The following is a 608-nucleotide window of genomic DNA, read 5'->3' as shown; positions in this document are numbered from 1 at the left end:
CCCCCGAGCACCCCGCCCGGATCTCCGTCTCCCAGCTCCTCCCCGACGTGTACAAGGCGATGATCCGGCTCGACATCGCCGCCCGTCAGGGCCTGGACCCGGTCCTGGTGGAGCTGGTGAAGATCCGGGCCTCGCAGCTCAACCAGTGCGCGTTCTGCCTGGACATGCACAGCAAGGACGCGCTCGCGGCGGGCGAGTCCGTCGAGCGGATCGTGCAGCTCAGCGCGTGGAAGGAGTCGCAGCACTTCTACACCCCGAAGGAGCTGGCGGCGCTCGCGCTCACCGAGGCGGTCACCGTTCTGACCGACGGCTTCGTCCCGGACGAGGTGTACGCGGAGGCCGCGCAGCACTTCGAGGAGACGGAGCTGGCCCAGCTGATCGCCGCCATCACGGTGATCAACGCCTGGAACCGCTTCGGCGTCACCGGCCGGCTGGCCCCGGGCCACTACACGCCCGGCGACTTCAAGAGCTGACCGCGGGTCCTTCGGACGGGAACGCATCGAGCGCCCCCCCGCCGCCGGGGGGGCGGGGGGGGGGGGGGGGGGGGGGGGCGGGGGGGGGGGGGGGGGGGGGGGTGGGGGGGGGGGCGCCGGAGCCCCCGGCGACGG

General features: G+C 74.2%; 1 protein-coding gene. It reads left to right on the top strand.

The features are described from left to right. A partial coding sequence (locus JS521_RS36000; protein WP_205087035.1) for a carboxymuconolactone decarboxylase family protein occupies positions 1 to 473 on the top strand: 473 nt, incomplete at its 5' end. Positions 474 to 608 lie beyond the last annotated feature (135 nt).

Origin of the sequence: Streptomyces durocortorensis (genome assembly GCF_016901035.1) — a bacterium.
In the GTDB taxonomy this organism is placed as follows: domain Bacteria; phylum Actinomycetota; class Actinomycetes; order Streptomycetales; family Streptomycetaceae; genus Streptomyces; species Streptomyces durocortorensis.
Note: the sequence above shows the minus strand (reverse complement) of the source record. Positions and strands in the feature narration are given on the sequence as shown.